This is a genomic window from Nocardia huaxiensis, from assembly GCF_013744875.1.
In the GTDB taxonomy this organism is placed as follows: domain Bacteria; phylum Actinomycetota; class Actinomycetes; order Mycobacteriales; family Mycobacteriaceae; genus Nocardia; species Nocardia huaxiensis.
The window spans coordinates 2,826,401-2,849,725 of the sequence record NZ_CP059399.1; the positions used below are offsets into that span (position 1 = coordinate 2,826,401).

Annotated in this window: 21 protein-coding genes and 1 pseudogene; 16 read left to right on the forward strand and 6 right to left on the reverse strand. The window is 67.4% G+C overall.

The features are described from left to right. Positions 1-111: 111 nt before the first annotated feature. The gene (locus H0264_RS12625) at positions 112-783 is read right to left on the reverse strand and encodes a FadR/GntR family transcriptional regulator (RefSeq protein ID WP_181584126.1); all 672 of its coding nucleotides are present in this window, start codon (positions 781-783) and stop codon (positions 112-114) included. Positions 784-1,004: 221 nt separating this feature from the next. On the opposite strand from H0264_RS12625, the gene H0264_RS12630 reads away from it, so the two are divergent. The 9 genes and pseudogenes from H0264_RS12630 to H0264_RS12670 all read left to right on the forward strand — a co-directional run bounded on the left by H0264_RS12630 (position 1,005) and on the right by H0264_RS12670 (position 10,546). Further along, positions 1,005-2,156: an MFS transporter gene (locus H0264_RS12630; protein ID WP_181585501.1), complete on the forward strand. Its 1,152-nt coding sequence runs from the start codon at positions 1,005-1,007 to the stop codon at positions 2,154-2,156. Positions 2,157-2,413: 257 nt separating this feature from the next. Continuing rightward, positions 2,414-3,883: a nitrate/nitrite transporter gene (locus H0264_RS12635; protein WP_181584127.1), complete on the forward strand. Its 1,470-nt coding sequence runs from the start codon at positions 2,414-2,416 to the stop codon at positions 3,881-3,883. Positions 3,884-3,912: 29 nt separating this feature from the next. Next, positions 3,913-6,477 (forward strand): nitrite reductase large subunit NirB, encoded by a 2,565-nt coding sequence (gene nirB, locus H0264_RS12640; RefSeq protein WP_181584128.1) that lies wholly within the window; start codon positions 3,913-3,915, stop codon positions 6,475-6,477. Positions 6,478-6,542: 65 nt separating this feature from the next. Beyond that, the gene (gene nirD / locus H0264_RS12645; RefSeq protein ID WP_181584129.1) at positions 6,543-6,938 is read left to right on the forward strand and encodes a nitrite reductase small subunit NirD; all 396 of its coding nucleotides are present in this window, start codon (positions 6,543-6,545) and stop codon (positions 6,936-6,938) included. After that, positions 6,935-8,077 (forward strand): annotated as a pseudogene (locus H0264_RS12650) (uroporphyrinogen-III synthase); the annotation flags it as partial. The gene nirD and the pseudogene H0264_RS12650, both read left to right, overlap by 4 nt. Before the next feature lie 434 nt (positions 8,078-8,511). Further along, positions 8,512-9,300, forward strand: coding sequence for a sirohydrochlorin chelatase (locus H0264_RS12655; RefSeq protein WP_181584130.1), 789 nt, complete (start codon positions 8,512-8,514; stop codon positions 9,298-9,300). Positions 9,301-9,386: 86 nt separating this feature from the next. Beyond that, positions 9,387-9,554, forward strand: a complete 168-nt coding sequence (locus H0264_RS12660; RefSeq protein WP_181584131.1) for a hypothetical protein — start codon at positions 9,387-9,389, stop codon at positions 9,552-9,554. A gap of 147 nt (positions 9,555-9,701) precedes the next feature. Next, complete coding sequence (locus tag H0264_RS12665) at positions 9,702-9,917, forward strand: hypothetical protein (protein ID WP_181584132.1); 216 nt, start codon at positions 9,702-9,704, stop codon at positions 9,915-9,917. Positions 9,918-10,141: 224 nt separating this feature from the next. After that, entirely contained in the window at positions 10,142-10,546 is a 405-nt protein-coding gene (locus tag H0264_RS12670) for a nuclear transport factor 2 family protein (protein WP_181584133.1), read from the forward strand. A 7-nt stretch (positions 10,547-10,553) separates the two neighbouring features. On the opposite strand, the gene H0264_RS12675 is transcribed toward H0264_RS12670, so the two are convergent. Next, entirely contained in the window at positions 10,554-11,186 is a 633-nt protein-coding gene (locus tag H0264_RS12675; RefSeq protein ID WP_181584134.1) for a TetR/AcrR family transcriptional regulator, read from the reverse strand. 114 nt (positions 11,187-11,300) lie between these two features. Here H0264_RS12675 and H0264_RS12680 point away from each other — a divergent pair, with 114 nt between their 5' ends. The 5 genes from H0264_RS12680 to H0264_RS12700 are packed head-to-tail and all read left to right on the forward strand — an operon-like array spanning position 11,301 to position 18,043. Continuing rightward, complete coding sequence (locus H0264_RS12680; RefSeq protein ID WP_181584135.1) at positions 11,301-12,668, forward strand: flavin-containing monooxygenase; 1,368 nt, start codon at positions 11,301-11,303, stop codon at positions 12,666-12,668. 11 nt (positions 12,669-12,679) lie between these two features. Further along, complete coding sequence (locus H0264_RS12685; RefSeq protein ID WP_181584136.1) at positions 12,680-13,828, forward strand: serine hydrolase domain-containing protein; 1,149 nt, start codon at positions 12,680-12,682, stop codon at positions 13,826-13,828. Further along, positions 13,825-15,483, forward strand: a complete 1,659-nt coding sequence (gene casG / locus H0264_RS12690) for a steroid-24-oyl-CoA synthetase (RefSeq protein ID WP_181584137.1) — start codon at positions 13,825-13,827, stop codon at positions 15,481-15,483. Before H0264_RS12685 ends, casG begins: the two co-directional genes overlap by 4 nt. Positions 15,484-15,489: 6 nt before the next feature. Continuing rightward, positions 15,490-17,235 (forward strand): N-acyl-D-amino-acid deacylase family protein, encoded by a 1,746-nt coding sequence (locus H0264_RS12695; RefSeq protein ID WP_181584138.1) that lies wholly within the window; start codon positions 15,490-15,492, stop codon positions 17,233-17,235. Between the two features lie 25 nt (positions 17,236-17,260). Beyond that, complete coding sequence (locus H0264_RS12700) at positions 17,261-18,043, forward strand: SDR family NAD(P)-dependent oxidoreductase (RefSeq protein ID WP_181584139.1); 783 nt, start codon at positions 17,261-17,263, stop codon at positions 18,041-18,043. Here the strand turns inward: H0264_RS12700 and H0264_RS12705 are convergent. Beyond that, positions 18,006-19,121 carry a GGDEF domain-containing protein gene (locus H0264_RS12705; RefSeq protein WP_181584140.1) on the reverse strand — a complete coding sequence of 372 codons (1,116 nt, stop codon included), beginning with the start codon at positions 19,119-19,121 and terminating at the stop codon, positions 18,006-18,008. The two genes, H0264_RS12700 and H0264_RS12705, sit on opposite strands and share 38 nt — an antisense overlap. Positions 19,122-19,310: 189 nt before the next feature. On the opposite strand from H0264_RS12705, the gene H0264_RS12710 reads away from it, so the two are divergent. Then, positions 19,311-19,946 (forward strand): hypothetical protein, encoded by a 636-nt coding sequence (locus H0264_RS12710; protein WP_181584141.1) that lies wholly within the window; start codon positions 19,311-19,313, stop codon positions 19,944-19,946. After that, positions 19,943-20,143 (forward strand): hypothetical protein, encoded by a 201-nt coding sequence (locus tag H0264_RS12715; RefSeq protein WP_181584142.1) that lies wholly within the window; start codon positions 19,943-19,945, stop codon positions 20,141-20,143. Before H0264_RS12710 ends, H0264_RS12715 begins: the two co-directional genes overlap by 4 nt. Before the next feature lie 43 nt (positions 20,144-20,186). Here the strand turns inward: H0264_RS12715 and narI are convergent, their stop codons facing one another. From narI to narH, 3 genes are read right to left on the reverse strand one after another with little or no spacing between them, the layout of a single operon-like run. Beyond that, positions 20,187-20,921, reverse strand: coding sequence for a respiratory nitrate reductase subunit gamma (gene narI, locus H0264_RS12720; protein WP_181584143.1), 735 nt, complete (start codon positions 20,919-20,921; stop codon positions 20,187-20,189). Next, positions 20,918-21,598 (reverse strand): nitrate reductase molybdenum cofactor assembly chaperone, encoded by a 681-nt coding sequence (narJ, locus tag H0264_RS12725; RefSeq protein WP_181584144.1) that lies wholly within the window; start codon positions 21,596-21,598, stop codon positions 20,918-20,920. Before narJ ends, narI begins: the two co-directional genes overlap by 4 nt. Beyond that, a complete protein-coding gene (narH, locus tag H0264_RS12730) occupies positions 21,598-23,316 on the reverse strand; it encodes a nitrate reductase subunit beta (protein WP_181584145.1) in 1,719 nt (572 codons plus the stop codon). The genes narJ and narH overlap by 1 nt, the downstream gene beginning before the upstream one ends. Positions 23,317-23,325: the final 9 nt, after the last annotated feature.

A 23,325-nucleotide genomic window follows, 5' to 3' on the forward strand; every position in this document is an offset into this window, starting at 1 on the left:
CCTACCGTACGAAGGCACGGTTACGCCGACGTCGCTTTCAGTGACGTTGGGGGTAATTCCGGCTCACCTTCGGGGAATTCACATGGTGACCTTTCGGTTACCGATGAATTGTTAGCGAGCGTCAGGAAATTCGGCGATGAGGGACCCGAGGAAGCAGTTGGCCACGCGGGCCGCGCGCTCGGAGTCGCCGTCGATGACCGCGCGCACCAGTTCGGTGTGCTCGGTGTGGTACGCCTCGCCGGCCTTCTCGGAGCGGGACCGGATTCCGGCCTCGATCACCGGCAGCAGCGAGTCGTAGAACTCGAGGTACACGGCATTGTGGCTGGCGACCACGATGGCGCGGTGCAACTGCACATCGATCTCGATGGCGGCCTCGAAGTCGCTGTCCCACTTGCTCCGGCGTTCTTCCAGCAGCCGTTCCAGATTCGCGATGTCGATATCGTCGCGACGCCGGGCGGCCAGGGAGGCGGCGGTGGTGTCGAGGGCCTGGCGCAGTTCGAGGATGTCGCGCTGCTGCGATTCCGCGAAGTACTCGGTCAGGGCTCCGCCGAGGGTGGAGGTGGAGATGACATAGGTGCCGGATCCCTGGCGTCGCTCCACCATGCCGGCGTGCACCAGGGCCTGGACCGCCTCGCGGACGGTATTGCGGCCGGTGCCGGTGAGCTCGGTGAGCTCCGGTTCGGTGGGGATGCGGGAGCCGACGGGCCAACGGCCGGAACGGATTTCGGCACGCAGCTGTTCTGTCACCTGGGCGATGAGGCTGGTGCGCCGGACGGGTTGCACATTCGACAGCGTACCGTGCCTCACATTCGTTGCATCACATCATCGGGTCATCCTATGATTTCGTGGTGACTGCGACGCTGAACTCCACGACGGCCGCCACGCTTACCGAAGAAGCAGGCGGCCTTTCTTATACCGACAATCAGCGCACCCCCGATCCGCATCCGGCTCGCTCGCGCCGGGCGCTCACCGAGGGGCGGCTGCTCGTACTCGCCGCCATCCTCATGTCGGCCCTCACCTTGCGCGTCGCCGTCACCGCGTTCACCCCCCTTGCTACCCAAATCGGCCAGGACATCGGCTATTCCACCGCGATCGTCGGCGTCTTCGGCATGATCCCGACCGCCATGTTCGCGATCGCCGGTCTGCTGACCCCCGTCATGACCCGCCGTTTCGGCCTGGAAATGACCGCCCTGCTCGCCATGCTCATGACCGGTGTGGGGTCGGCCGTGCGCGCGTTCGTGCCCACCACCTGGGAGCTGCTGGTCTTCTCCGCCCTGGCGCTGACCGGCATGGGCATCGGCAATGTGGTGATCCCGCCGCTGGTCAAGCGGTACTTCTCCGATCGACTGGCCTTGCTGTCGGCCGTCTATATCGTCATGGTGCAGCTGGGCACGGTCATTCCCGCACTGGTCGCGGTGCCGGTCGCGGAGGCGCACGGCTGGCGAATCTCCTTGGGGCTGTGGGCCCTGCTGGCCTTCGCGGCCGCTCTGCCGTGGCTGGGTGTGCTGCGGGTACGCCGTCAGGCCGCGCTGGTGGACACCACCGAGTTGCCCGCCGACGCCGCCGAATCCACCGGCAAGGTGTGGAAGTCGCCGCTGGCGTGGGGCATGGCATTGATGTTCGGCATGACCTCGCTGATCACCTACTCGCTGTTCGCGTGGATGCCGACCATCTTCAGCGATGCCGGCGCGAACGCGGCCTTCGGCGGATCGATGGTGGGCATCTTCGCGCTCATCGGCCTGGTGGCCGCGCTGTCCGCGCCCATCGTGGTGGGCCGCATCGCCAATCCGTTCCCCATCGTGATCGGTTGTGCCGCTTTCTTTTTCATCGGATTCGCGGGCCTGCTGTTCGCGCCCATGAGCGCCCCGCTGCTGTGGGTGATCGCGGTCGGCCTGGGCCCGTCCACCTTTCCGATGGCGCTGACGCTGATCAACCTGCGCACCCGCACGTCCGCCGGTTCGGCCGCGCTGTCCGGTTTCACCCAGGGCGTCGGTTACTCCGTGGCCTGCCTGGGCCCGTTGCTGTTCGGCGCGCTGCACTCGATGACCGGAGGATGGCTGGCCCCGTTCGGCTTCCTCGTGGTCGCGGTGTTCGTGCTGCTGTTCGGCGGGTGGCAGGCGTGCAAGCCGCGCATGCTCGAAGACACCTGGAACTGAATTTCACTCCTCGAGTTGCGGTGCCGTGAGGTGCGCGCCATGCTGTGTGGCGGCGCTTACACCTCACGACCCGCGCTCGCCGATTTCGGTGATCGGTGACACTCGGAAACGCTTGTGTCACATGGCCGAAACATGGGCGAGATTCTCACACGATTTTCGGGGGAATCGTGAGCAACCGTTGATTTGCCGGAAATTTCGCGCAGCATCGCCGCAATACCGGTTTCCTACCTTTGGGTCATCCGATTTCAGGAGGACCCTTGTTGACGACGCTGAAGCGCAAGCGCGACATCGAGCATTGGGATGCAGAAGATGTCGAGGCTTGGGAAGCCGGTGGTAAAGACATCGCGCGCCGCAATCTGATCTGGTCGGTCTTCGCCGAGCATGTCGGGTTCTCTGTGTGGACCATCTGGTCGGTCATGGTGCTGTTCATGCCCGAGAACGTCTTCCACATCGACGCCGCGGGCAAGTTCTTCCTGGGCGCGGTGCCGACGCTGGTCGGCGGCTTCATGCGGATTCCGTACACCGTCGCGACCGCCAAGTTCGGTGGCCGCAACTGGACCATCTTCAGCGCGCTGGCGCTGCTGGTGCCGGTGCTGCTGACGCTGTACTTCATCAACCAGCCGGGTACCTCGTACACGACGTTCCTGGTCATCGCGGCCTTCGCGGGTCTGGGCGGCGGCAACTTCTCGTCGTCGATGTCCAACATCAACGTCTTCTACCCGCAGCGGCTCAAGGGCTGGGCCCTGGGCATGAACGCGGGCGGCGGAAACATCGGTGTGCCGGTGATCCAGCTGATCGGTCTGGCCGTCATCGCGACCCTGGGCAACGCTTACGGCAATGCCTCGGTGGTCTGCGCGGTCTACCTGGTCCTGGTCGTCGTGGCAGCCGTCGGTGCGGCGCTGTACATGGACAATGTCAAGAACCAGAAGGCCGACCTGTCCTTCATGATCACGGCGCTGAAGGTGCCGCAGTCGTGGGCGATCGCGTTCCTCTACATCGGCACTTTCGGTTCCTTCATCGGCTACTCTTTCGCCTTCGGCCAGGTGCTGCAGATCAACTTCAAGGCCGGTGGCGCGACTGCCGCCGCGGCCGCCCTGCACGCCGCGCAGATCGCCTTCATCGGCCCGCTGCTCGGTTCGCTGGCTCGGCCGTACGGCGGCAAGTGGGCCGACCGCATCGGCGGCTCCAAGGTGACGGTGTACATGTTCGCCGCCATGACCGGCGCGGCCGTCGTGGTCACCACCGCCAGCGCGCTCGGTGACAGCGCGGGCCGCCCGACCGGTCCGGTGCTGGGTCTGTTGATCGCCGGCTTCGTGGCGCTGTTCGTGATCTCCGGTATCGCCAACGGTGCGGTCACCAAGATCATCCCGTCCGTGTTCGAGGCCAAATCCCGTAGCCTGCCGGGTGATTCGGCCACTCGGGCCGCGTGGGCGCAGAACTGCTCCGGTTCGCTCATCGGCTTCGTCGGCGCGATCGGTGCACTGGGCGGCGTCGGCATCAACCTGATGCTGCGTTCCTCCTACGCCTCCACCAAGTCCGCGACCACCGCGTTCGCGGTCTTCATGGCCTTCTACATCGTGTGCGCGGTGGTCTGCTGGGCGGTCTTCCTGCGCCGCCCGAGCGCCAAGTCGCTCACCAAGGACTCCGACGTGGTCACCGAGGCCGAGGCCCTGGTGCTCGAGGCCGAGGCCAACGAATCCAACTCCACTTCGTCAGCGCGAGCCTGACCGAATCCCCTTCCACCGAAAGGACTGTCATGACGAACACAGTCGAACGCAAGATCGCGGTGGTTGTCGGCCACGGTATGGTCGGACACCGCTTCGTGGAGGCCCTGCGCTCCCGCGACGAGGCCGGGACCTGGCAGGTCATCGTGCTCAGCGAGGAGAAGCTGCCCGCCTACGACCGCGTGGGACTCTCGTCCTACGTGGGCATCTGGGAGACCTCCGCGCTGGCGCTGCCGGGCAACGAGTACGAGGGCGACGAGCTGGTCGAGGTGCGCCTGGGCGTGAAGGCCGACTCGATCGACAAGGCGGCCCGCAAGGTCACCACCTCCACCGGTGACGTGATCGGTTACGACGCACTGGTTCTCGCGACCGGCTCTTACGCCTTCGTGCCGCCGGTGCCGGGTCACGACCTGGAGGGCAACTTCGTCTACCGCACGCTGGAGGACCTGGACGGCATCCGGGCCGCGGCCGAGGCGGCCGGTCCGGGCGCGGTCGGCGTCGTGGTCGGCGGCGGTCTGCTCGGTCTGGAGGCGGCCAACGCGCTGCGCCTGCTGGGCATGACCCCGCACGTGGTCGAGTTCGCTCCGCGTCTGATGCCGGTGCAGGTCGACGAGGGCGGCGGCGCGATCCTGGAGTCGCTGGTCACCGAGCTCGGCCTGACCGTGCACACGGGTGTCGGCACCTCCGCGATCGAGATCGTCGAGGGCGCGGACCTGTCGGAGCGCCTCAAGGTCACCCTCTCCAACGAGGCCGAATTGCGTGCCGCCCTGGTGGTTTTCGCCGCCGGTGTGCGCCCGCGTGACGAGATCGCCCGCACCTCGGGCATCGAGGTCGGCCCGCGCGGCGGTGTCATCACCGACCTGGGCATGCAGACCTCGGACCCGAACATCTACGCCATCGGCGAGGTGGCCGCGGTCGAGGGCGTCTGCTACGGCCTGGTCGCCCCCGGTTACACCACCGCCGAGATCGTCGCCGACCGCCTGCTGGGCGGCGCGGGCGAGTTCCCGGGCGCGGACCTGTCCACCAAGCTGAAGCTGCTCGGCGTGGACGTGGCGTCCTTCGGTGACGCGCACGGCACCACCGAGGGCGCGCTGTCGGTGGTGCTGCACGACGCCGCCAAGGGCACCTACGCCAAACTCGTCGTCTCCGATGACGCCAAGACACTGCTCGGCGGCATCCTGGTCGGTGACGCCACCCAGTACTCGGCGCTGCGCCCGCTCGTCGGCCGCCCGCTGCCGGCCGATCCGGCCGCGCTGATCTCGCCCGCGGGTGCGGAACTCGGTGCCGACGCGCTGCCCGACGACGCCCAGATCTGCTCCTGCAACAATGTGTCCAAGGGCGCGATCTGCGGGGCCATCGCCGACGGCGCCTGCGACGTCCCGGCCATCAAGAGCTGCACCAACGCCGGAACCTCCTGCGGCGGTTGCGTTCCCATGCTCAAGAAGCTGCTCGAGCAGTCCGGCGTCGAGGTGTCGAAGTCGCTCTGCGAGCACTTCACCCAGTCGCGCGCCGAACTGTTCCACATCGTGCAGTCGACCGGCATCCGCACCTTCTCGGGTCTGATCGCCAAGTACGGCAAGGGCACCGGCTGCGATATCTGCAAGCCGACCGTCGCCTCCATCCTGGCCTCGACCTCCAGCGAGCACATCCTGGACGGCGAGCAGGCCGCGCTGCAGGACACCAACGACCACTTCCTGGCCAACCTGCAGAAGAACGGCACCTACTCGGTGGTGCCGCGCATGCCAGGCGGTGAGGTGACCGCCGAGCAGCTCATCGTCATCGGTGAGGTCGCCAAGGAGTTCGGCCTGTACGTGAAGGTCACCGGCGGCCAGCGCATCGACCTGTTCGGTGCGCGCGTGGAGCAGCTGCCGCTGATCTGGAAGCGTCTGGTGGACGCGGGCATGGAATCGGGTCACGCGTACGGCAAGTCGCTGCGCACCGTGAAGTCCTGCGTCGGCTCGACCTGGTGCCGCTACGGCCAGCAGGACTCGGTCGGCATGGCGGTGCTGCTCGAAAAGCGTTACCGCGGTTTGCGTTCCCCGCACAAGCTGAAGCTGGCCGTCTCCGGTTGCGCCCGCGAGTGCGCCGAGGCGCGCGGCAAGGACGTCGGCGTCATCGCCACCGAGCACGGCTGGAACCTGTACGTGGGCGGCAATGGCGGTCTGACCCCGAAGCACGCGGTGCTGCTGGCCGGCGACCTCGACGACGAGACGCTGATCAAGTACATCGACCGCTACCTGATGTTCTACATCCGCACCGCGGACCGGCTGCAGCGCACCGCGCCTTGGCAGGAGGCACTCGAGGGCGGCATGGACTACCTGAAGGCCGTCGTCTGCGACGACAGCCTGGGCATCGCCGACGAGCTGGAAGCCGCCATGGCCAAGCACGTGGACGGCTACAAGGACGAATGGGCCGCCGTGCTCGAGGACGAGGGCAAGCTCTCGCGCTTCGTGTCCTTCGTCAACGCCCCCGAGGAGTCCGATCCGACCATCGGTTTCGACGACAGCGGTGAGCGCAAGGTGCCCGTACTGCTGGGAATCCCGGAGATTCCCGTCGGTGTGGCCGCCGACACCGCATCCGCCACGAACGGGAAATGACCGCTTAACCGCTTGGAAACAGGGCGTCGGTACCAATAGGTAAGGCGTTCGGAGGAGAGTTACCGATGACCGTGATCGATACCCCCAACACGGCAGTCACCAGCATCAGCGGTTGGACCCAGGCGTGCCGGTTGGATTACCTGATTCCCGGCCGCGGCGTGGCGGTGCTGCTGAAGGGCGGCCGCCAGGCGGCCCTGTTCCTGTCCGACGACGGCACCCTGTACGCCGTCGGCAATATCGACCCGTTCGGGCGTGCGGCGGTCATGTCGCGCGGCATCGTGGGTGATCGCGGCGGCGTGCCGGTGGTGGCGTCCCCGCTGCTCAAGCAGGCGTTCTCGCTCATCGACGGGCGCTGCCTGGACGACGACTCGCAGAGCCTGCCGGTGTACGCGGTCAAGGTCGCCGACGGCGTGGTCTCGGTGTCCAACGACCCGCTGGCGTTCCCCGGCGGTACGGCATGACCGAGGTCGACGCGGGTACCCCGCTTGCCGGATTCACCGTAGGCATCACCGCGGCACGGCGCTCCGACGAGCTCGCCACGCTGCTGCAGCGCCGGGGCGCGAACATCGTGTCCGCCCCGGCCATCCGGATCATTCCGCTGGCCGACGACACCGAGCTGGAGCGCGTGACGCGCCAGCTGGTGGCCGAACCGCCGCAGATCACGGTGGCCACCACCGGAATCGGCTTCCGCGGCTGGATGGAAGCGGCCGAGGGCTGGGGCCTGGCCGAGGAGCTGCGCGACACCCTGGCCGCCACCCGGATGCTGGCGCGCGGCCCGAAGGCCAAGGGCGCCATCCGCGCGGCCGAATTGCGCGAAGAATGGTCTCCCGCTTCGGAATCCAGCGCCGAGGTGCTGGATCACCTGCTGGCCCAAGGGGTCGAGGGCGTGCGGATCGCGGTGCAGTTGCACGGCGCGACCACCGAATGGGAACCCGTCCCGGACTTCTGTGAGGTATTGCGCTGTGCCGGAGCCGATGTCGTGCCGGTGCCGGTCTACCGGTGGACGCCGCCGGAGGACCGCACCCCGATGGATCGGCTCATCGAGGCCATCGTCACCGCCAGCGTCGACTGCGTGACCTTCACCAGCGCGCCGGCCGTGGCCTCACTTCTCATGCGCGCCAAGGAAACCGGACTGCTCGAAGCGGTGCTGCACGCGCTGCGCGGCCGGGTGCTGCCCGCCTGCGTCGGCCCGATCACCGCGGCCCCGCTGGAGGAACTGGGCGTGCCCACCTCCATGCCCGGACGCGCCCGCCTGGGCGCGCTGGCCCGGCACGTGGCCGAGGAACTTCCCCGGCGCGCCAGCCGGATTCAGGCCGCCGGGCACATCCTGTCGGTGCGCGGCGCCTGCGTGGTCGTGGACGGCCAGGTCCGCCAGCTCGCCCCCGCTCCCATGGCGCTCATGCGCTCGCTGGCCCGCCAGCCCGGCCGCGTGGTCTCCCGCGAGGACCTCCTCGCAGCGCTCCCCGGCGGCGGCGAGGACACCCACGCCGTCGAAACCGCCATCGCCCGCCTGCGCGCCGGCCTCGGCACCCCGAAAGCCATTCAGACCGTGGTCAAGCGCGGCTACCGCCTCGCCCTCGACCCCGCCGAATGCGCCGACGACCCCCGCCCGGTCGCGATGAATCCCGCTGCCCGCCAGGCTGTTACGGGCCGCTCGGCGTTCGCCCGCCAGGACCTCCCGGCGCGCGGCCCGGCGGCCGCCCGCCCGGCCACTCCGCCGATCAACGGTGCGGCGGCCCGTCCGGCGGCCGTACCCGTGAACGGCACCGTCCGCCCGGCGGTCGCGCCCGTCAGTGGAAATGCTCGTCCCGTCGCTCCGGTGAACGGCACGGCGCACCCCACGCCCGCGCCGATCAGTGGAACAGCCCGGCCCGTCAGTGGTGCGGTGCGCCCCGCGCCCGCATCGGCCAACAGCCCTGCGCGCCCGGCATTTCCGGCTCGACCGGCGACTTCGCACGGCGGCGGACTGCCGCCGGTCTCGGGTTCCGGCGCTCCGGTCCGGCCCACCCGTCCCGCTCCGGCCACGGGGGCCTGGTGAGCACCCCGGCGCTGGTCCTGGTCGCCCACGGCACCAGGAGCGCGCGGGGCGTGCAGATGATCGGCGATCTGGCCGCGGCGGTGTCCCGCGAACTGGGTGCTCCGGCTCCCGGGTGCGGCAACACTCGTGAACTTGCCTCCGCCGCAACGGGTACCGGCGCGGTTTTCGGGGCCGCGCCGGTACCGCGGGTGCGCACGGCCTTCGTGGACGTGCTCGGCCCGGCTCCGGCCGAGGTGCTGCGGGATCTGGATCCCGTTCCCGCCGTGGTGGTTCCGGCCTTCCTGGCCTCGGGCTACCACGTGTATCAGGACGTGCCGCGAGAGGTGGCCGCGAGCGAGCACGCAGCGGTCGCGGTCACCCACGCGATGGGTCCGGATCCGGCGCTGGCCGCGGTCATGCGCATGCGACTGGTGGATGCGGGCTGGCGCCCGGGTGACGCGGTGGTCATGGCCGCCGCGGGCTCCTCGGACGCGCGCGCCCGCAAGGACGTCAAGCGGGCCGCGGGCATGCTTTCCGAGCAGATCGGCGCGCCGGTCCGCCTGGCCTACATCGCCACCGGCGAACCGCGGGTGCCGGAAGTCGTTGCCGCGGTGCGTGCTTCGGGTGCGCGCCGGGTCTTCGTGGCCTCCTATCTGCTGGCGCACGGGTTGTTCCACGAGCGGCTGCATCAGGCCGGCGCCGACGGCGTCGCCGAACCCATCGGCGTCCACCCCGCGGTGGTCCGCCTGATCGCCGACCGCTACCGCGCCGGCGCCCGCACCCTGGTCCCCGCCCGCGTCGCCTGACCTGCATTACAAGATCCCTTTCAGAACTTCCCATGCTGTGGCCGCACACTGGAGTGCGACCACAAGCAAGATCGGGAGGGACCCTCATGAAGAAGCTGATCGCCACCATCGGACTGTTCCTGGCCTGTGTCGCAGCCACTTTCGGCACCGCACACGCCGCGCCGGACCCGTGGGTGCAGGATCAGATCGACTGGGCCAACTGCATCAAGGAGCACACCGCGGCCGAGTGCCGCGCGATACTGAACCACAAGTAGCTACAAGATCGCTGCTGTTCCGGCGCAAGCCTTCTGGGGATTCCGGTCCACCCCGACCGGAATCGCCATAATTCCCGATCGTTTGGCGGTTCCCCGATACCGTGGCAATCTGTTCGCGATTTCGCTCTGATCGGGAGGATCCCTAACTTGAAGAAATTCGTCGTCACCGCCGGATTGTTCGCGGCCTGCGCCGCAGCCTCTTTCGCTCCGGCCTCCGCCGACCTGTACCAGCCCTACGATCCGTGGGTCGCGTGCAAGTCCGCGGGCAATTCCGACGAGACGTGCGCTCAGATGGCCGCCGGCCCGAATGCCGACCAGCAGAGCGGTTTCGGCTGGACCGGCTCCTCGGCCGTCACCCGCTGATTCCTCGCAATTACGCGGCTCGCCCGACACGAGCCGACCATTGCTGAATCAGGTGCATTTCAGAATTTGATGCGGTCCGGTGTCCTCGACACCGGGCCGCATCACATCTCGTGATCCACGCCACAATTGCCATGAGGTAACCGGGGTTTCCAAGGCCGCACCCGGCGTCCGATGATCGGGACCGGCGGTCGAGATTTCCCGCGCGGCATGGTGACGATGGCGGCATGACCGCCGAACATCCCGCCCGTCTGGCCGGCCTCGCCTCGCAGGCCGCCGTCCGCGCCAAGCACAAGGGCGACTGGCTGGCATTGTTCGCGGCAGATGCCCGGGTGGAGGATCCGATCGGCATCTCGCCCTACGACCCGGTGGGGGAGGGGCACTACGGCCTCGCGGCCATTGCGGCGTTCTGGGACAAGGCGATTGCGCGCAGTGTCATCGACTTCCGGTTCCCGGATTCCTTCGCCTGTGGCGACGAAGTGGCCTTCGTGGGAACCATCCGCAGCGAACGGTCCGGTGTGGCGGTCGAAGTCGATGGCGCATTCACCTACCGTGTGAACGAAGCGGGGAAAATCATTGCGCTGCGCGCCTTCTGGGAGCCGGCGCGCGCACGGACCACCCCGCTCGGCTGAATATCCCTCAAGCGCCCGGTGTTTGGAGCGCGGGGAACCAGATATCGGTGAGTACGACCGCCGCTTGTTCCGCGGTGACGTCCAGGGTGCCCTGCATGGCCCAGCGGGTGAAGAAGCGTTCCAGCTGGGCGACCAGCAGCTCTATCCGCAATTTGGCCTCGTCCTGTTGAGCGGCGGGCCAGCGGGACAGGTACGAGGTCATCACATTCGGCAGTGCGAGAATGCCCTCGCGCGCGACCTCGCGGAATTCGGGTTCCAGCGTGGTGGCCTCGTCCCAGGCGGGGAGCAGGTCCTTGTATTCCTGGAACCATTCGATGGCGCGGCGCATCCAGGCGGCGAACTCCTCGCGTGAGCCCGTGTCCAGCACATGGTCCAGATCTTCGTAGAAGTGCTGGACGCTGGGCAGGGTGCCCTGTTCGGCGATGGCGCGCAGCACATCCGGCTTCCCGGTGAAGTGCAGATAGAAGGTGGCGCGGCTGCAGCCCACGGCGGCGGCGATGTCGTCGACCCGGACGGGCGCGTAGCCCTGGGTGGTGAACAGCTGTTTGGCGGCCTCGATGAGCCGGCTGCGGGTGAGCCGTTTCTGCTCGTCGCGCAGGGAGGTGCGGCGGGTGGCTTCGGCCGGCTGTTCGGTCTGCATGCGGCCAATGATAGACGCTCGTACATTCACTAGACACTCTGTCTAGTGAGTGTTAGCGTGTGGATCAGATCACGTCCGGCAGGGGAATGTGACCCGCCGAACCAGGAGAGTGAATTGGAAACACGTGAATTGCCCCGGGTGTGCGTCATCGGCGCCGGACCGTCGGGAATCACCGCCGCCAAGCGGCTCGCCGAATACGGCATCCCCTTCGATTGCTACGAGGCCTCCGACGAGGTGGGCGGCAATTGGTACTACAAGAACCCGAACGGGATGTCGGCCTGCTATCAGAGCCTGCACATCGACACCTCGAAGTTCCGGCTCGCGTTCGAGGACTTCCCCGCCCCGGACGAGTGGCCGGACTTCCCGCATCACTCGCAGCTGCACCAGTACTTCAAGGACTATGTGGAGCATTTCGGCCTGCGCGATCGAATCCACCTGTCCACCAAGGTGATCTCGGCCGAGCGTGATGCCGACGGGCTCTGGGTGATCAGCACGAACACCGGCCGCACCGAGGTGTACGACGTGCTGCTGGTGTGCAACGGCCACCACTGGGATCCCCGGATGCCGGACTACCCGGGCGAATTCGACGGCGTGCTCATGCATTCGCACGCCTACAACGACCCGTTCGACCCGATCGACATGCGCGGCAAGCGCATCGTGGTGGTGGGCATGGGCAATTCGGGGCTGGACATCGCCACCGAACTGTCGCAGAAGTTCATCGCGTCCGAGTTCTTCCTGTCCGCGCGCCGCGGCGTGTGGGTGCTACCGAAGTATGTGAACGGCAAAGTCGGCGACAAGCAGTCGGTGCCGCCGTGGATGCCGTCCAAACTGGCGCTCAAGCTCAAGCAGCGGTTCGTGGTCAAGAATCGCGGGCACATGGAGGATTACGGCCTCCCCAAGCCGGATCACCTGCCGTTCGAGGCGCACCCGTCGGCCAGTGAGGAATTCCTGCACCGCGCCGGCTGCGGCGACATCACGTTCAAGCCCGCCATCACCCGATTGGACGGCAAGCAGGTGCATTTCGCCGACGGCACGGTGGAGGAGGTGGATGTGGTGTTGTGCGCCACCGGATATCACATCAGCTTCCCGTTCTTCACCGACCAGGAACTGCTGCCGGACGAGCGCAACAAGTTCCCGCTGTGGCGGCAGATGATGAAGCCGGGCGTGGGCAATTTGTTCTTCCTGGGCCTCGCGCAGCCCATGCCGACCCTGGTGAATTTCGCCGAGCAGCAGTCGAAGCTGGTGGCCGCGTATCTCACCGGCAATTACCGGCTGCCGTCGGAGACCGAGATGAATCAGGCCATTCGCGAGGTGGAGGAGAGCCGGTCCGGCCGGTACTACGACTCGCCCCGGCACACCATTCAGATCGAATTCGAGCCCTACGTCCGGGATCTGCAGAAGGAGATCGCGCGGGGCGCCAAGCGCGCCGCCGCCTACGGGTATGCGCTGCCGGTCGCGGCTCGCGCCGCCGTGCGAGTCTGAGGGGCGCACCGATGACTGTCGAGGGATTCTGCACCGGCGAATTCGCCGGGCTGCGTGCGGCTTTCACCGAGCAGGTGGAGTCGGGGGCGGAGCTGGGCGCGTCACTGTGCGTGACGGTGGACGGCGAACCGGTGGTGGATCTGTGGGGCGGCTGGGCCGACCCCGAACAGCGGAAGCCCTGGGGCGAAGACACTCTGGTGAACACCTTCTCGATCAGCAAGACCATGGTGGCGCTGTCCGCGCTGCTGCTGGTCGATCGCGGTGAGCTGGACGTGTACCAGAAGGTGGTGCACTACTGGCCGGAGTTCGCGGCCAATGGCAAGGCCGATATCGAAGTGCGGCACCTGCTTTCGCACACCTCCGGGGTGTCGGGCTGGGAAGCGCCGATCGAGCTCGCCGACATCTACGACCTGGAGGCGTCCACCGCGCGGCTGGCCGCGCAGCAACCGTGGTGGGAGCCGGGCACCGCGTCCGGGTATCACGCCATCAACTACGGGCATCTGGTCGGCGAGGTCATTCGCCGCATCACCGGGCTCACCCTCGGGAAATTCTTCGCCGAGGAGCTCGCCGGGCCACTCGGTGCGGACTTCCACATCGGCACCGGCGCAGCCGATTTCGATCGGATCGCCACTCTGGTCCCGCCGGAGTTCGGGGAGTTCGACCAGTCGCTCATCCCCAAGGACACCGTCCTCTACAAGACCCTGTTCCAACCCCTGCTGGACTTCGCCGAATGCGGAACCGCGGGCTGGCGGCAGGCCGAGATCGGCGGCGTGAACGGGCACGGCAATGCCCGCTCCATCGCGAAGATACAGTCCGTCATCAGTTGCGGAGGGGAGCTGGCGGGCCGGAAGTTCTTGTCGGACAAGACCATCGATCTCATTTTCGACCAGCAGTCCGACGGCGTGGATCAGGCGATTCTGGTGCCGCTGCGGTTCGGCATCGGATACGGTCTGCCGCAGCAGCAGACCGTCCCGCACGTCCCCGATCGCCGGGTGTGCTGGTGGGGCGGGCTGGGCGGCTCGATGGTGGTCAACGACCTGGAGAACCGGGTCACCGTCGCCTATGCCATGAACCGCATGGCTCCCGGACTGATCGGCTCGGAGCGCGCCGATGCCTACCTGCAAGCCACATTCGAAGCCGTTCGAGGACGTGAATCATGACCAATACCGTTGACCTGCAAGCGCTCGCGGCTCAGATCGCCGGCAAGCTGACCGGGCCGGGCGGGCCGTTCGAGATCACCGTGGAGCCGGTGCTGGGCGCGCCGATCCCGGTGTTCCGCAATCGGCGCCGCTCACTGCTCGAAATCCTGGACGCCTCCAAGGAACTGGGGGATCGGGACTACCTGGTCGCGGGCGAGCGGCGCTACACCTTCACCCAGCATCACGAGGCCGCCGGTGCGCTGGCGGCGGCGCTGCAGCAGCGCTACGGCATCGGAAAGGGCGACCGCGTAGGCATTCTCGCCGCCAACAGCCCGGAGTGGGTGCTGACCTTCTGGGCGGTACAGCGCCTGGGCGCGATCCCGGTGGGCTACAACGCGTGGTGGGCGCCCCGGGAGATCGCCTACGGGCTCGAGCACACCCAGCCGGTCGTGGTCGTCGCCGACGCCAAGCGGGCGGAACTGCTGGAGCAGACCGGAACCCGGATTCCGGTGCTCACCATGGAACGCGATCTGCCCACGCTGATCAGCGAATACGCAGGTGAGTACCCGGAAACCGCGGTGGCCGAGGACGATCCGGCCTGCATCCTCTACACCAGCGGCACCACCGGACGGCCCAAGGGCGTGGTGCACTCGCAGCGGAACATGGTGGCGGTCAGCGACTATCACCGCTTCACCGACGCCCTGGCGGCGGGTTTCCGCGGCCTGCCGTGGGACGGCAGCCCCACCGAGCGCCGCTATCTGAACACCTCGCCGCTGTTCCATATCGCGAGCCTGCACAATCTGGTGATCCCGCGACTGGCGACCGGTGACTCGGTGAGTTTCCCGACCGGCGCTTTCGAGCCCGACAAGATCATGAAGCTCATCGACGAGGAGCGGATCACCAACTGGGCGGCCGTGCCGACCATGGCCAGCCGGCTGCTCGAAACCGATATCGCGCAATACGACCTGTCCTCGCTGGCGGCGTTCTCGCTCAATGCCGCGCCGTCCTCGCCCGCCTTGCAGCAGCGGCTGCGGGAGCGGCTGCCGGTCGCGCAGGTGGCGTTGACGGTCAGCTACGGCTGCACCGAGAGCGGCACCGCGGCGACCGTGGCGACGCCCATGGAGCTGGCGGCGCATCCGGAGACCGTGGGGCGGCCCATCATCGGCGTCTCGATCGAGATCCGCGATCCCGAGGGCAAGGTCGTGCCCGACGGGACCGAGGGCGAGATCTGTGTGCGCAGCCCCTACGTCATGCTCGGCTACTGGAACGACGAGGCCGCGTCGAAGGCCGCCATCGACGAGAACCGCTGGCTGCGCACCGGCGACTTCGGGTTCCTCAGCGAGGGCCGGTTGCAGATGGCCGGTCGCCGTTCGGATCTCATTCTGCGCGGCGGCGAGAACGTGTACCCCACCGAGATCGAGAACGCGCTCGACGAGCATCCCGCCGTGCAGGAATCCGCGGTGATCGGGGTGCCGCACGAGGACCTCGGCCAGGAGGTGGCGGCCATTGTGGTCGTCGCCGACCCGGAGTCGCTCACCGAGGACGAACTGCGCGATCATGTGGCGCAGCGGCTGGCCTACTTCAAGGTGCCCGCGCGCTGGCTCATCACCTCGGAGGCGTTGCCGCGCAATGCGACCGGCAAGGTGCTGCGCCGTGAACTCTCACTAGGGGAGTGAAAACCCGTGTACGACACCATTATCAAGAACGGGCGCTGGTTCGATGGCACCGGTGCGCCGTCGGCCCTGCGGCATCTCGGGATCCGTGCCGGGCGGGTGGCCACCGTGAGCGCACAGCCGCTCGACGAAACCGGTTGTGCGCGTGTCATAGACGCGGCCGGGCAGTGGGTGATGCCCGGGATGCTCGACATCCACACCCACTACGACGTCGAGGTGCTGCTGGATCCGACACTGTCGGAATCGCTGCGGCACGGCGTCACCACGGTCATGCTCGGGTCCTGCTCGCTGTCCACCGTGCACGTGGACGGGGCCGACGCCGGTGACCTGTTCGGGCGGGTGGAGGCCATTCCGCGCAAGCATGTGGTCGAAGCGGTGGATGCGCTCAAGACCTGGAACAGCGCACACGGGTATGTGCGGGCGCTGGAGTCGCTGCCGCTGGGACCGAATATCGCTGCCTTCATCGGCCATTCGGATATCCGCGCCGCGCAGATGGGCCTGGAACGCGCCACCCGGCCGGACGAAGTCCCCACCGAATCCGAGCTGAAAGCCATGGAGCACAAGCTGAGCGAGGCGCTCGACGCCGGTTTCATCGGCATGTCCTCCCAGCAGCTCATGTTCGACAAGCTGGACGGGGAAGTGTGCCGATCCCGCACGCTGCCGTCGACCTATGCCACCGCGCGGGAACGGCGGCGGCTCAATCGGATTCTGCGGGACCGCAAGCGGGCCCTGCAGGGCGGGCCGGATGTGGCGCGCCCGCAGAGCCTGCTCGCCATGGCCGCCTCCAGCCTCGGCCTGTTCCGGCCGAATCTGAAGGTGAGCCTGCTGTCGGCCGCCGACATCAAGGCGATTCCCGGTGTGGTGCACATGTTTCCGCTCATCGCCAAGGTGCTGAACAAGCTGGGCGGCGACTTCCGGTGGCAGCACCTGCCGGTGCCGTTCGAGGTGTACTCGGACGGCATCGACCTGCCGGTGTTCGAGGAATTCGGTTCCGGCGCAGCGGCTTTGCACCTGTCGAATCAGCTGGAGGAGCGGCACGCGCTGCTCGCCGACGAGAACTATCGGCGCTGGTTCCGCAAGGATTACGACAAGAAGTGGGGTCCGCGGGTCTGGCATCGGGACTTCTTCGACGCCGAGATCACCGAGTGCCCGGACGCGAGCGTGATCGGCAAGACCTTCGGGCAGGTCGGCGTGGAGCGCGGCGGCGTGCACCCGGTCGACGCCTTCCTCGACCTGGTGGTCGAATATGGGTCGAAGGTGCGCTGGCGCACCACCATTTCCAATCACCGGCCCGAGGTGCTGGATCGGCTGGCCGCCGATCCCAGTGTGCAGCTGGGGTTCTCGGACGCGGGCGCGCATCTGCGGAACATGGCGTTCTACAACTTCGGGCTGCGGCTGCTGAAGCGGGTGCACAACGCGCAGCAGGCGGGGCGGCCGTTCATGACCGTGGAGCACGCGGTGCACCGGGTAACCGGGGAACTGGCCGACTGGTACGACCTGGATGCCGGGCACCTGCGGGTCGGGGATCGCGCTGATGTGGTGATCGTGGACCCCGCGCGGCTGGACGAGAGCCTGGAGGACTATGCCGAGAACCCCATCCCGGAGTTCGACGGCCTGTCCCGCATGGTGAATCGCAATGACGACACCGTCACCGCTGTGCTGGTGAACGGCGAATACGTGTTCGGACTGGGTGAGCGGGCCGCCGCGCTGGGCAAGACGCGGGTCGGCGACTTCCTGCGGGCCGGACGTCGGTGAATCCGGCCTCGAGACAAGGAATTTCATGAGTACAGCACGATTCGCCGGTAAGACCGCCGTGGTCACCGGTGCGGCGTCCGGTATCGGCGCGGCCATCGCCACCGCGCTGATCGCCGAGGGCGCGAATGTGGTCGCCCTCGATATCGACGAAGCCGGATTGCAGAAGAAGGCCGCCGAACTGGGCGACGCGTTCGTCCCGGCGGTCGCGGACGTGACCGTCGAAGCGCAGATCGAGGCCGGGATCGCCACCGCCGCAGAGCGTTTCGGGCGACTCGACGCGGCCTTCAATGTGGCGGGCGGCTCTCGGATCGGCGCGATCACCGATCTCGCCGAGTCGGATTGGGATTTCACCGTCGACCTGGTGCAGAAGAGCGTGTTCCTGTGCACCAAGCACGAGGCCCGGCTCATGCGCGATGCGGGCAATGGCGGTGCGATCGTGAATATTTCGTCGCTGGACGGCCGCATTCCCATGCCCGCGGGCAGCGCCTACGCCACCGGCAAGGCGGGGGTCGTCATGTTCTCCAAGAACGCGGCCCTGGAGCTGGCGCAGTACCGGATTCGCGTCAACGCGGTGCTGCCGGGTCTGGTGGACACCCCGCTGGTCGCTCCGATCATGGGTTACAAACCCGCCAAACAGATGTTCCTGGAACGCATTCCGCTGGGTGCGGCCGCCACACCGGAACAGGTCGCCGCGCCCTGCCTGTTCCTGGCCAGTGCCGACGCCTCCTACATCACCGGCACCGAGCTGGTGGTGGACGGCGGGTGGGAGGTCAGCAACTTCCCGAACCTGGCGAAACTGGCCGGCTGAGTTCGGCGCGGCCGTCCGCGTCCACCACAACGGTATTGCCGCCCAAACGTTTCGCCTGATACATGGCGGAGTCGGAGCGGCGGAACAGATCGTGGTAGGCGGCTTCGCCGCACGGCTCATCCCACTGCGTGGCGTCGAATACCGCGATGCCGACGCTGGTGGTGATGGGCACCGGCAGGCCCGGCAGGGTCTCGACCGCGCGGCGGAGTCGTTCGCCGGTGATGACGGCTTCGTCGCGCAGGTAGCCGACGATCACGAATTCCTCGCCTCCGGTGCGCGCCACCAGCGCATCGGAATCGGCTGTGCAGCTGAGTATCCGGGCGACGCCGGTGAGCACCTTGTCGCCCAGGGAATGCCCGTAGGTGTCGTTGACCGCCTTGAACCGATCCAGATCGAGGGTCGCCACGTAGGCCGCGTCCCGCTTGCGGCTGTCGGTGTGGGACAGCAGATACGAGTCGAGTCCGCGGCGGTTCAGCAAGCGGGTCAACGGATCCGACAGCGCGTCGCGGCGCAGCAGCCAGTGCGAGAACTGCATGAACGGCAGCATCACCCCGATCACCACCAGCATGACCAGCACCACCGAAAGCCCCACGGCGGCGCTGAACATCCGCACGGACAGCACCACGCTCGCCAGCAGCGACCACAGCACGTGCACCGCCAGCACCCGCGGACTGTGGAACACCGTCACATACGCGCCCATGGCGGCCAGCAGCATCAACCCCAGCACCCCGATGACGGGATCGTGCACCACCAGCGTGTTCCCCAGCGCATCCAGATCGAACAGTGCGATCCACGCCAGCGACTCCCGCTCGCCCGGCCAGCGCAGAAACCACCACCGCCACGTCCAGATCCCCGCGACCGCGGCCTCCGCGAGCCCCTGCGCGATCCCCGCGGGCCCCGCCAGCTCGTGCTGCGCCACCATCGCCAGCAGTGCGATGACCAGCATGACAATGCCCCCGGCCCCCAGCATGAACTTGAACCGCCCGAGCGCCCCGTGCGACTCGAACGTGCGCACCAGCCATCGGTAATCCACCCGGTCTCGCAACCAGGCCCGGAACATCGATCGACTGTCGGCCATCGAACCGCCTCACCCCGGCCTCACTGAAGAGCTGCCCTGGTACCGCACGTTCCCCAACCACAGAATTACTACTCGACAGTAAGTCGAGTTGATCACCCCCGCAATATGCGGCGACACACACCGGCGACGCGCCGATCTCTCGCGAATTCGTTCGAACAAAAGTTCGAATCTCGAGGTACCCTCATCGCCATGGTCGTTTCCACGCACGAGGAGTTGCACCGGATCCACCACGCCGTCCCGGCCGCCGCCCGGACCTTCCGCGCCCTCAACCTCCCGCTACCCGATCCGGTCGACGTGGCCCTGCTCCAGCCGGATCCCGCGGACCCGCCCGCGGCCCGCCATCGCCCGGATACCCTGCTGCGCATCACGACTCGCGTAGGCGCGTACCTGCTCCTGGTGCAGGCCCTCGCCTACGACGACCCGGCAAAGGCTTCGACCTGGGCCTACCACCTCGCCCATCTGTACGAAAAGTACCGTCTCCCACCGGTTCTCCTCGTGGTCTGCCGAGACAAGATCACCGCCATGTGGGCGGCCTGCCCCCAGGAAATCGGCCTCCCGCACTGGCCCGGCCTCTCCGTCCGCCCCCTGGTCCTCGGCCCGCACAACACCCCCTTCATGACCGACCCGAAGCAGGCTGCGAAAGACCTTCCCCTGGCGACGCTTTCGGCCCTGACCCATGCCGGTGGCCCTCAGGGCGCCGCATCTCTGCGCGCTCTCTCGATCGCCCTGCGCCGCACCCCTGCCGAAGACCGCCACCTGTTCACCGAACTAGCCGACCTGGCCTTCGCCCCTGTCCCACACCAGGAGTCCGGAACGGCCTCGTGACCCCCGACCCGCCCACCGAAAACCTGGCCGAAGCCATCCTCCGCATCCTGGACCGCCGCGGCATCCACCTCTCCGACGCCCACCGCGCCCGCATCAGCTCGGGAACGAACCTCGAACTCATGGATCTGTGGCTGATCGCCACCATTGCCGACCAGTTCGCGGACCAGCACGCCCCTGAATCCCCGCCGGAGACATGATCAGGGTTCCAGCTCGGACGGGCGGGGAATGTGTGTCGCTTGATCAGCGGGGTGGGAGGACGGGGGCGTCCCAGGCTCGGGAGTAGCGGCGCTTGTCCACGGCCTTGGTTTCCTTGCTGCGGTAGACGACGTAGGGGCGGACCAGGTAGCCGACGGGGGCGGAGAACATGTGGACCAGGCGGGTGTAGGGCCAGATGCCGATGAGGGCGAGGACCACCAGGCCGTGGGCTTGGAAGGTCCAGGGGGTGCCGACCATGAGGGTGGGTTCGGGGTGGGCGGTGAAGAGGCTGCGGAACCAGGGGGAGACGGTTTCGCGGTAGTTGTAGGTGCCCCAGAGCAGGTTGCTGCCCACCGTGTTGAGCAGGCCCGTCACCAAGGCCGCGCCCAGCAGGATGTACATGATCTTGTCGTTGGTGGAGGTGGCTTTGCGGACCGCGGGGACCGTGATACGGCGGTAGGCCAGGATGGCGGTGCCGATGATGACCGCTACGCCCGCAATGGTTCCCGCGGTGACGGAGAACAGGTGGTAGACGTGTTCGGAGATGCCGAGGGCCGCGGTCCAGGATTCGGGGATGAGGACGCCGATCACGTGGCCGCCGATCACGCCGAGCATGCCGAAGTGGAACAGCGGGCTGCCCAGGCGCAGCAGGCGGGACTCGTAGATCTGGGAAGACCTTGTGGTCCAGCCGAATTGGTCATTGCGGTAGCGCCACAGGTGGCCGAGGACGAAGGAGGTGAAGGCCACGTAGGGGAGGGTCATCCACAGGGTGGTGGTCATCGGCGGGACTCCGATCCGGTGAAGCTGAGGGGGTCCATGGCGAAGGGCTCCAGGCCGACTTCTTCCTCGGGGGGACCCTGGGCGGCGAGTTCGGCGATGCGGCGGCGGTCGGCGGTGGTCACCGGCGGCAGGGTCGCGGTGACGGCGGCCAGGATGCCGGCGTAGGGAGAACCGTTGTCGGACAACGAGAGCCGGAGCAGTTCCAGGACCGGAACGTGCTCGCCGAGCAGGCGCTCGCCGCCGACCGGGTCGACGGTGGCGGCGAACTCGAGCAGGACGGCCAGGTGGTCGGGCAGTTCCTCGTCGCCGAGTTCGACACCGGCCTGCCGGTAGGCGTGCTTGAAACGCAGCAGGGCCATACCGCGTTTGCGGGTGTCGCCGTAGGCGTAGAAGGTGAGGTGCAGGCTGGCGCGGCGGCGCATATCGAAGGTTTCGACATACTGCTGGGCCAGCAGGATCGGTCCGGTGGTGCGCAGGTGCAGCAGGAAGGCTTCCATGCCGGGCCGCACCGCATCGGGCAATTCGCTGATGGCGCCGGCCAATTCGTCGAGCATGGCCAGGGTCTGCTCACCGGGGTAGTCGAGCAGCAGCGCCGCGAGACGCCACACCAGGCGGCGTTCACGCTCGGACATCTGGACCGCCGGTTCGGGGCGGCGGCGCAGCTTGAGCAGGCTCATCAGTGGGCTCCGCTCGTTTCGGGCACGGCCTCGGCGGCGGCAGCGCCATTGGTGCCGTTCGCCGAATTCGCGGCAGCGCCATTGCTGCCGTTCGTCGTCGCGGCCGTGCTTCCGTTGGATCCGTTGCCGCCGTTCTTGCTCGGGATCAGTCCGTCGGTCTTCTTGCCGTCCCAGTTGAGCAGGTTGATGCGGGTCGACTTCTCGTCCGGCGCAGCACCATTGGTGTCGGTGAGGTGGAACTTCTCGGCCATGTAGTCGAAGGCCGTCATGCCCGGGCCGCCGTCGGTATCGAGGGAGCAGCCGGTGGCCAGCGAATCCAGTTCGTGCGCACGGGAAGTCGCGCCGGAGGGGATCACGTAGCGGTGCTCGTACTTGGCGATGGCGAGCAGCCGGTACATGGCCTCGATCTCTTCGGGTTCCAGGCCGACAGCGTCCGGAATGGTCAGATCGGGTTCCTGGCCGAGGTTGATCGACCGCATGAACGACCGCATGCCCGCCAGCCGCTGCAGAGACGCCCGCACCGGCCCGATTTCACCGGCGGTGAACAGTTCGGCCAAGTACTCCAAGGGAATTCGCAGCGCGTCGATGGCGCCGAACAGGTTGGAGTGGTTCTCGCCGTCGTGCCCGGTCTCGGTGAGCACGTCCACCACCGGCGACAGCGGCGGCACGTACCAGACCATCGGCATGGTGCGGTATTCCGGGTGCAGCGGCAGCGCGATCTGGTAGTCCACGATCAGCTTGTACACCGGCGAATCCTGCGCGGCGGCAATCCATTCCGGCGAGATCCCGGCGCGCTCGGCCTCGGCGATGACGCGCGGGTCGTGCGGGTTGAGGAATACGCCCAGCTGCGCCGGGTACAGCTCAGCGTCGTTCTCGACCGACGCCGCCTCCAACACCGCGTCCGCGTCGTACAGCATGACGCCGATGTAGCGCAGTCGCCCGACGCAGGTCTCCGAGCACACGGTCGGAATGCCGACCTCCACACGCGGGTAGCAGAAAGTGCATTTCTCCGCCTTGCCCGTCTTGTGGTTGAAGTAGATCTTCTTGTACGGGCACGCGGACACGCACTGCCGCCAGCCGCGGCACTTGTCCTGATCCACCAGCACGATGCCGTCCTCGGAGCGCTTGTAGATCGCGCCGGAGGGGCAGGCGGCCGCGCAGGACGGGTTGAGGCAGTGCTCGCAAATACGCGGCAGGTAGAACATGAAGGTCTCCTCGAATTCGAGTTTGACCTTGTCGGACAGCTTGGCCAGCAGCGGATCCTTGCCGACCTGCTCCGGGCCGGAGCCCAGCGAGTCGTCCCAGTTGGCGCCCCAGGTGACCTTGGTGTCCGCACCGGTGATCAGCGACTTGGGCTTGGCCGTGGGCGTGGTGTCCATCTGCGGCGACGACAGCAGATTGTCGTAGTCGTAGCTCCACGGGTCGTAGTAGTCCGACACCGTGGGCAGATCCGGGTTGGCGAAAATGTTCAGCAGCCGCTTCATGCGCGACCCGGACTTGAGGCTCAGGCGGCCCTTCTTGTCGCGGACCCAGCCGCCCTTCCACTTCTCCTGGTCCTCGTACCGGCGCGGATAACCCTGTCCCGGACGGGTTTCCACATTGTTGAACCAGACGTATTCGGTGCCGGCGCGGTTGGTCCACGCCTGCTTGCAGGTGACGCTGCAGGTGTGGCAGCCGATGCACTTGTCCAGGTTCATGACCATGGCAAGTTGAGCCATAACACGCAT